Origin of the sequence: Haemophilus parahaemolyticus (genome assembly GCF_018373095.1) — a bacterium.
Taxonomy (GTDB): Bacteria; Pseudomonadota; Gammaproteobacteria; order Enterobacterales; family Pasteurellaceae; genus Haemophilus_A; species Haemophilus_A parahaemolyticus_A.
Genome location: NZ_JAHAHT010000086.1, coordinates 1 through 7,764, shown reverse-complemented (window position 1 = coordinate 7,764; position 7,764 = coordinate 1). Strand labels below are relative to the sequence as shown.

At 44.0% G+C, this 7,764-nt stretch carries 7 protein-coding genes and 2 pseudogenes; all 9 read left to right on the top strand.

The window, feature by feature from the left end; all coding sequences use genetic code 11:
- Positions 1 to 325, top strand: a 325-nt coding sequence (locus tag KH943_RS08150; RefSeq protein ID WP_304109860.1) for a FecCD family ABC transporter permease, incomplete at its 5' end; no start/stop codon positions are given.
- Between the two features lie 15 nt (positions 326 to 340).
- Positions 341 to 1,108 (top strand): ABC transporter ATP-binding protein, encoded by a 768-nt coding sequence (locus KH943_RS08145; protein ID WP_304109859.1) that lies wholly within the window; start codon positions 341 to 343, stop codon positions 1,106 to 1,108.
- 9 nt (positions 1,109 to 1,117) lie between these two features.
- A complete protein-coding gene (locus KH943_RS08140; RefSeq protein WP_304109857.1) occupies positions 1,118 to 1,549 on the top strand; it encodes a pseudoazurin in 432 nt (143 codons plus the stop codon).
- A 10-nt stretch (positions 1,550 to 1,559) separates the two neighbouring features.
- Positions 1,560 to 2,666 (top strand): ABC transporter substrate-binding protein, encoded by a 1,107-nt coding sequence (locus KH943_RS08135; protein WP_304109855.1) that lies wholly within the window; start codon positions 1,560 to 1,562, stop codon positions 2,664 to 2,666.
- 77 nt (positions 2,667 to 2,743) lie between these two features.
- Positions 2,744 to 3,174: pseudogene (locus tag KH943_RS08130) on the top strand (ATP-grasp domain-containing protein); the annotation flags it as partial.
- A gap of 122 nt (positions 3,175 to 3,296) precedes the next feature.
- Positions 3,297 to 3,917 carry a pentahemic C cytochrome gene (locus KH943_RS08125; protein ID WP_438359831.1) on the top strand — a complete coding sequence of 207 codons (621 nt, stop codon included), beginning with the start codon at positions 3,297 to 3,299 and terminating at the stop codon, positions 3,915 to 3,917.
- Positions 3,918 to 3,925: 8 nt separating this feature from the next.
- On the top strand, positions 3,926 to 6,409 hold the full coding sequence (gene torA / locus KH943_RS08120; protein ID WP_304109851.1) for a trimethylamine-N-oxide reductase TorA: 2,484 nt from the start codon (positions 3,926 to 3,928) through the stop codon (positions 6,407 to 6,409).
- Positions 6,409 to 6,996: a molecular chaperone TorD gene (gene torD, locus KH943_RS08115; RefSeq protein WP_304109850.1), complete on the top strand. Its 588-nt coding sequence runs from the start codon at positions 6,409 to 6,411 to the stop codon at positions 6,994 to 6,996. Before torA ends, torD begins: the two co-directional genes overlap by 1 nt.
- Before the next feature lie 595 nt (positions 6,997 to 7,591).
- A pseudogene (locus KH943_RS08110) lies at positions 7,592 to 7,764 on the top strand (IS1595 family transposase); the annotation flags it as partial.

The window sequence follows — 7,764 nt, the reverse complement described above, 5'->3', positions numbered from 1 at the left end:
AGAGCGTGCCTTAAGTCTTGGCATTAACCTACAATGGCTTCGCTTGAAAACATTGATTTTGGTTGCTGTAATGACCGCAACTGCCATCAGTTTTGTTGGTATCATTGGCTTTATCGGCTTGGTTGCTCCACACGTGGCACGAATGCTGTTGGGTGAAGATCAACGCTTCTTCCTCCCTGGTGCAATGCTGATTGGTGCTGCGTTCTTATCGGTGGCATCGGTCTTATCGAAAGTGATTATCCCAGGGGCACTATTCCCTGTTGGCATTATCACCTCGTTTGTCGGCGTGCCATTCTTCTTCTGGATTGTCTTAACGAAACGGTAACAAGCGGTCAAATTTATGTTGAAACTTACAAATTTATACATCAAACGCGGTTCGCAATTTGTTGCCGAAGATTTCAATCTTACGCTTGAAAAAGGCAAAATTTATAGCATTCTCGGACCAAACGGTGCAGGCAAATCTTCACTGATGAAAGCTATTTTTGGTGAAGTGCCTTTCGATGGCAATATTCAATTTGGTGATGAAAAGCTGACCAAACGCCATTTGCTTGATTGGCGCAAACGTTTTGGCTATATGCCGCAAGACACCCAAGTGGAAGCTTCGCTAACAGCACTGGAAGTGGTGTTGCTTGGCAAAATGGACGCCCTACATATGCATATCAGCGATGAGCTATTGGCGGAAGTAGCAAGCATTATGGAAAAATTAGGCATTGCTCATCTTGCCCATCGCGATGTGATGCGATTAAGCGGTGGACAACGCCAAATGGTGATGTTCGCCCAAGTATTGCTGCGTAACCCTGAAATATTGATGCTCGATGAGCCTGTCAGTGCCTTGGATATGCACCATCAGCTTAATCTGCTCGAACACGTGGTCGAATACACCCGTAAAAATCAGCTGATTACTATTATGGTGTTGCACGATTTAAGCCTTGCTGCCCAATTCTCCGATGAAATTATCTTAATTGGACAAGGCAAGGTGCACGGTTTCGGTTGTGCTAAAGAGGTGCTGCAAGCCGATTTAATCAGCCGTTTGTATAACGTTGAGATTGAAATTTTATATGACAGTACCGGACAACCGGTGATTCGTCCGTTACGTCATTCGCATTAGGAGTAAAAAATGAAAAAAGTATTATTAGCAACCTTACTCGCTTTTTCAGGCTCTGTGTTGGCTGCAGATCACGAAGTTAAAATGTTAGATAACGGTAAAGGTGGTGGTATGGTGTTTGAACCGGGCTTTTTAAAAGCGGAAGTTGGCGATACGGTCACTTTCGTGCCGACTAATAAAGGTCATTGGGTGCAAAGTAAAACAGTGCCAGAAGGCGCAGAGAAATTCCTCTCGAAAGAAGATGAAAAATTTAGTTTAACGCTCACCCATGAGGGCGTCTACGTATATGTTTGCCCTCCTCATCGTATGATGAATATGAGCGGTATTATCCAAGTAGGCAAACCGACCAATTTAAAAAACGCGGCCAAAGAAGTTGAAAAAATTGAGAAGCGTACCACAGAGCATAAAGGTCGTTTATTTGAATATCTTGAGCAAGTGAAATAAGGAGATGACAATGAAAAAGCAGTATTTTAAACATCTTATTGCCAGCACGTTACTATTTGCTGGAGTTTCGGCGCAAGCGGAAGTAAAAGTATTACAAGATGTCTTAGATCGCCAAGTAAAAGTTGATGTACCGGCGAAACGTATCGTGCTTGGCTTTTATTATCCGGATTATATTGCCGCAACCGGTTCGGAGAATTTCAAAAATGTTGTCGGCATTTCGCGTGAGTTTTGGGAAAAATTTAACCCCGGTAGCTGGGCTTTATTTAGTAAAGCGTTACCGAATTTAGCGGAAATGGCAGATATCGGTAATATCAATACCGGGACGTTCTCATTGGAAAAAACCTTGGCGTTAAAACCGGATGTATTGGTGTTAGCCGATTGGCAATATCAAACAATCGCTGCCGATATTCCTCGCATCGAACAAGCTGGTATTCCGATTGTTGTAGTGGATTTCAATGCACAAACCGTAGCGAAACACACGAAAAGTATCCAACTTTTCGGACAACTCGCCGGTACGGAAATACGTGCAAATCAAATCGCAAATGAATATAAACAAGGAATTAAAGCGATCCAACAACGTGTGGCGGCAAGCGGTCAAAAACCACCGAAAATTTACGTGGAATTTGGTAATAAAGGTCCAGCGGAATATAGCTTCACTTTCGGTAAAAATATGTGGGGAGCGATTGCGAATATGGTTGGTGGCGACAATATTGCTGCACCGTTTATTGAAAACTGGGGGCCGATTAATCCGGAGCAATTTTTAGCGTCTAATCCGGAGGTGGTGATTATTTCCGGTACGGAAATGGGTACCGATAAGAATGCCGAAATTATGGCGATGGGGATTAATATCAGTGAAGCAGATGCACAAAAACGCCTTGCCGGTTTTACTCAGCGTGCCGGTTGGTCGAACGTATCGGCGGTGAAAAAAGGCAATATATATGGGATTTATCACACAGCATCTCGTTCGATTACCGACTTAGCCAGTGTGCAATTTATGGCGAAAACGCTTTATCCTGAACAGTTTAAAGATATTGATCCGGAGAAAACTTATTTGGATTTTCACCGTCAATATCTGCCGGTTGTACCGCAAGGCACATTTTTTATTAAGTTAAAATAACCTGTTAATCTCACGGCAAGCGGGCTTTGGCTCACTTGCCTTTTTTGAGCCGATTATGATGTCACATTCGATAGCCTGTGCAAAAGATTACCCCAAATCAACCGCTTGTAAACCTCTCTGAATATGGCGAAGTTCTGCTTCAGCCTTACATTCCTGAAGTAGCTGAGGTTGGTGAAACCAGCCTGATTTTCTTTAACGGCAACTTCAGCCACGCCATTCGCCGTCAACCACAAGCTGGGGATTTCCGAGCAAATTCGGCTTATGGTGTGCAGATTTCTGCTCAATCAGTAGATGAAAACATTATTTCGCAAGCCCAGAATGTGTTAAGCAAATTGCCTGAAAAACGGGATATGCACGCGTAGACGGCACGATTATTGGTGACCAATTTCTGCTCAACGAATTGGAGCTGATTGAATCTGCACTTTATTTAGATAAAGCGCTCGGTTCTGCCCAAGGTTTTGCGAAAGCGTTAAAATCCCGCATTTATGATATAAATCAAGGTAAATAGATGAAGGTTGTGGATAATTGATATTATCTATTTTCTTTCGTAGGGGGTATTGCACACGCCCCTATACACAAACAACTCAGTTGTGACGATATTTTATTATTTCGAGTGATTTCTCTATGAAAATGCGATTTTCTTCCCTATTTTCCTCGCTCATTTTGAGCTTGTCGTTTGCAATATTTTCCCCAAATTCAACCGCTTCCCCTTATTCTTACACGCCAGAAAGTCTGCCGTTGTATGCAGATGAAGCCCTTTCCAAACCCATTGGCGAACTAGAAGCAGGCGTGCCAGTAAAACTGGTGCAAACCACGCAAAATGCTGATCAACTTGAGCTGGAAATGTGGCGAAAAACCAAAGGGTTTGGGCGAATTTGGTATAACCAATTTGCCAAACATATTACCGATGCAGTGTTTGATAAAACCTTCACGCAAAACGCTGCCAATTTTGAGGTGTTGGAGAACAAAGAAGATCCGCTCACGGGTTTAATTTGGCAGAAAGTCAAAACAAAAGTTTGGGCGAAAAAATCGAAACTTAGCCAAAATCTCACCGCATTCTGGGCGAATGCAGAAAGCACTTTCAAAACTGAATGCAGCGTTTGCCACAAACAGCGCGATCCGAAAATGCACGATGCGAATGAGTGGGTAGCAGTCTTTAATGGCATGGTAGGCTTTACCGATATGGACAAACCGCAACAAAAACAAGTGCTTCGTTATTTACAATTACACGCTGCTGATGCGTCAAAATAGGAATTTGTATGTCTTCTCTTGAATTTTCACGTCGCCAATTTTTACAAAAAATGTCGCTGATGACGGCAAGCCTTGCGATGCCTTCATTCCTTGTTCCGCGTGAGGCAAAAGCAAACGGAACAAAAACGCCTGATGAATGGAAAATGACTGGCTGCCAATGGGGTGCAGTTCGTGCCAAAGTGGTCGATGGCAAACTCGCTGAAATTAAACCCTTTGAATTTGATAAACACCCGACTGAAATGATCCAAGGCATCAAAGGTATTTTGTATGGCGAATCTCGCGTGCGTTATCCGATGGTACGATTAGACTGGCTCAAAAACCGAGAAAAAAGCGACCGCTTGCAACGGGGCGACAACCGCTTTGTTCGCGTCAGTTGGGATGAAGCACTCAATCTTTTCTATCAAGAACTGGAACGCATCCAGCAAAATTACGGCCCTTGGGCACTTCACACTGCCAATGTCGGCTGGCGTTCTTCGGGGCAATTCCACAGCTGCGGTAATCATATGATCCGAGCCATTGCGATGCACGGGCATAGTGTTGGTACGGTGGGCGATTATTCCACAGGGGCTGGACAAACCATTCTGCCGTATGTACTGGGTTCAACCGAGGTTTATTCACAAGGTACATCGTGGGAGATCATTTTAAAAGAGACCGAAAACCTGATCTTCTGGGCGAACGATCCAATCAAAAATCTACAAGTAGGCTGGAACTGCGAAACGCACGAGGCTTATGCCTATTTTGAGCAGTTAAAAGAGAAAGTGAAGAACAACGCGATCAACGTGGTGTGTGTTGATCCTGTGAAAAGCAAAACGCAAAATTATTTGGGCTGCGACCATTTTTACGTAAACCCACAAGCGGATATGCCGTTTATGTTGGCAATCGCCCATACACTTTACACTGAGAATTTATACGACAAAGCCTTCCTCGATGTTTACACTCTTGGTTTTGAGAAATTCGTGCCTTATTTGCTGGGTGAAACCGAAGATAAAATCGCTAAAACGCCAGAGTGGGCTGCACCAATTTGTGGCGTTTCTGCCGAGAAAATCCGCGAATTTGCACGGATGTTGGCAGGAAAACGCACCCAACTGATTTTTGGCTGGGCAATCCAACGCCAACAACACGGCGAGCAACCTTATTGGATGGGTGCAGTGTTAGCTGCGATGTTGGGACAAATTGGCTTGGCTGGCGGCGGTGTGAGTTATGCTCACCATTACAGTTCGGTAGGCGTTTCAAGTTCTGGGGCTTCAATGCCAGGCTCCTTCCCATCGAATTTAGATGAAGGGCAAACACCGAAATACAACAACAAAGATTACCAAGGTTATAGCGAAGTCATCCCTGTGGCTCGCACCACTGATGCATTACTTCACGCGGGTGAAACCATTGATTACAACGGCAAAAAAATCACCTACGCCCCATACAAAATGGCGATTTTTTCAGGCTGTAACCAGTGGAGTCGCCAATCGCAATTGAACAAAATGAAGCAAGCCTTCCAAAAATTGGAAACTGTGGTTTCGCTTAATTACAGCTGGACGGCAACTTGCCGTTTCTCCGACATCGTGCTACCTGCTTGCACGCCATTTGAACGTAACGACATCGACGCCTATGGCTCTTACAGCAACCGTGGGATATTAGCGATGCACAAATTGGTTGAGCCGATGTATGAAGCCCGAACTGATTTTGAGATCTTCAAAGGATTATGCGAACGTTTTGGCAAAGCGGAAGAATATTGCCGCGGAATGAACGAAATGGAATGGGTGGAACGCCTCTACCGTGATTGTCGTAACGCCAACCGTGGCAAGTTTGAAATGCCACCGTTTGAGGAGTTTTGGAAAACAGGCTACGTGCTTTTCCCTGAGGGCAAACCTTGGGTACGCCATGCTGATTTCCGCGAAGATCCTGAATTGCACGCCCTTGGTACGCCATCAGGCTTTATCGAAATTTACAGCCAAAAAATCGCCAGCTATGGCTATACGGATTGCAAAGGGCATCCAATGTGGTTCGAAAAAGCCGAACGCTCACACGGTGGACCAAATTCAGAACGCTACCCGTTCTGGATGCAATCAGCTCACCCCGACAAACGCTTGCATTCTCAGCTGTGCGAAGCGAAAAACTTACGTGATACATACAGTGTAAAAGGGCGTGAACCGTTCTATATGAACCCGCAAGATGCAGCGAAACTTGGTATTCAAGACGGCGATTTAGTGCGTGTTTACAACGACCGCGGGCAAGTGTTAGTAGGGGCAGTATTATCGGATAACTTCCCAACGGGTGTAGTGCGTTTGCAAGAAGGGGCGTGGTTCTCACCGCTTGATGAAAAAGTTGGCTCAATTGACACCTATGGCTGCCCAAATACCTTAACGTTAGATATTGGAGCATCTAAACTCTCGCAAGCCACCTGTGTCAGCACTTGCTTAGTTAATGTGGAAAAATGGCAAGGCGAAGCTCCTGAGCCGAACGGCTTTAGTGGCCCGAAAATCGTGGAGCGAGCGTAATGTTCCAAAAAGAAGAGTACCAATTTATCTATCGCTGGTTTAGCAATATACTCGGACGGGAACTTACCGATGCACAGTTGCAAAGCTTACAAGCGGGCGAATTTACCCCGTTTTTTGCCTTTTTGAAAGAAGCGGGCTTTGCTGCTGAAATCGCACAGCTTGAAACGGCACTTACCAGCTTGCAGCTTCACCCACACGCCCGTTTAGAGCTTGCCGCCGATTTTGCCGAATGCTTTTTGCTAGAAGGAAAAATCAGTGCAATGCCTTATGCTTCCGCTTATTTAGCAGGCGAGGAACTGACGTCAAACTTGCAAAAAATGGATGATTATTTCACAGAATTTGGCTTGCAAACCAACCGCCAAGTGAATGAACCGAGCGATCATCTTTGCGCCTATTTGGAAATTTTGCTTAAGCTTGTTGAGCAAAAAACGCTTGCTGAACAACGTCAATTTATCCGCGAACAGCTGCAAACGTGGCTGTCGAAGATGGCAGAAAAATTGGCAAAAATTCCCCTTCAAAATCAGTTTTACCCAGCACTATTTTCGTTGCTATGTAAGATTTTGGTATGGCACGGGCAGCAGAATTAGGAAGGCTATAATTTACCTAGGCAATATCTGTTACGCTGATAGTTTAAACTTTCTAGTTACAATGTTTGTGCAATTACCAGTTATAGACAGCCACTAGAGTGAGTTTCAGGGATTTAGTAGAAAGAGATAAAATTAGATTTAACAATAAAATGATTGTGTTACTAAATAAACCTGTAAAGCGTTGCAGCACAAGGCGTAAGGCTATTTTAGTCACACGGAAATTTGCTCTATAAAAGTTATGTTCCTATCTGTGTTACTAAAATTCAAGGATTCAGCAGGTTCTAATAGGTACGCTTAGGACAATAAAAAAGCCTCAAACCGTTGTAGCTCAAGGCTTTATAGGTTCATTTTGAACCGCTTGGGTTTTCGATTTGGTGCTGGGGTCATCTGAATTACATGTCACAAACCCTCTAATTATAAAGAAGTATCTAAATTCAAACTTTACCGATGTTACTTTCAGTGTTACTAAAAGGAGAAATCACAAGGAAATTGGCAGGTTTTTTTAGGTTATCCAAACCCCTTAATCAATTTATAGATTGGTTTTAACTTTACTTTAGGGGCTGACGTAGATTAGCAGTTAGGCTAGGCTACGAAAATGCAGATAACCAATTGTAAATTAAGCAAGAGAGTTCAAAAGAAACTACTTGAATTTTTTGTACTCCAAGTTACCTCCCGCTCCGCTGCCGATATTTTGGGCATTCAGCCCAACTCCGCTATTCTGCTCTACCGCAAAATTCGTATGGTTATCAGCCATTATCTGGCCTTGGT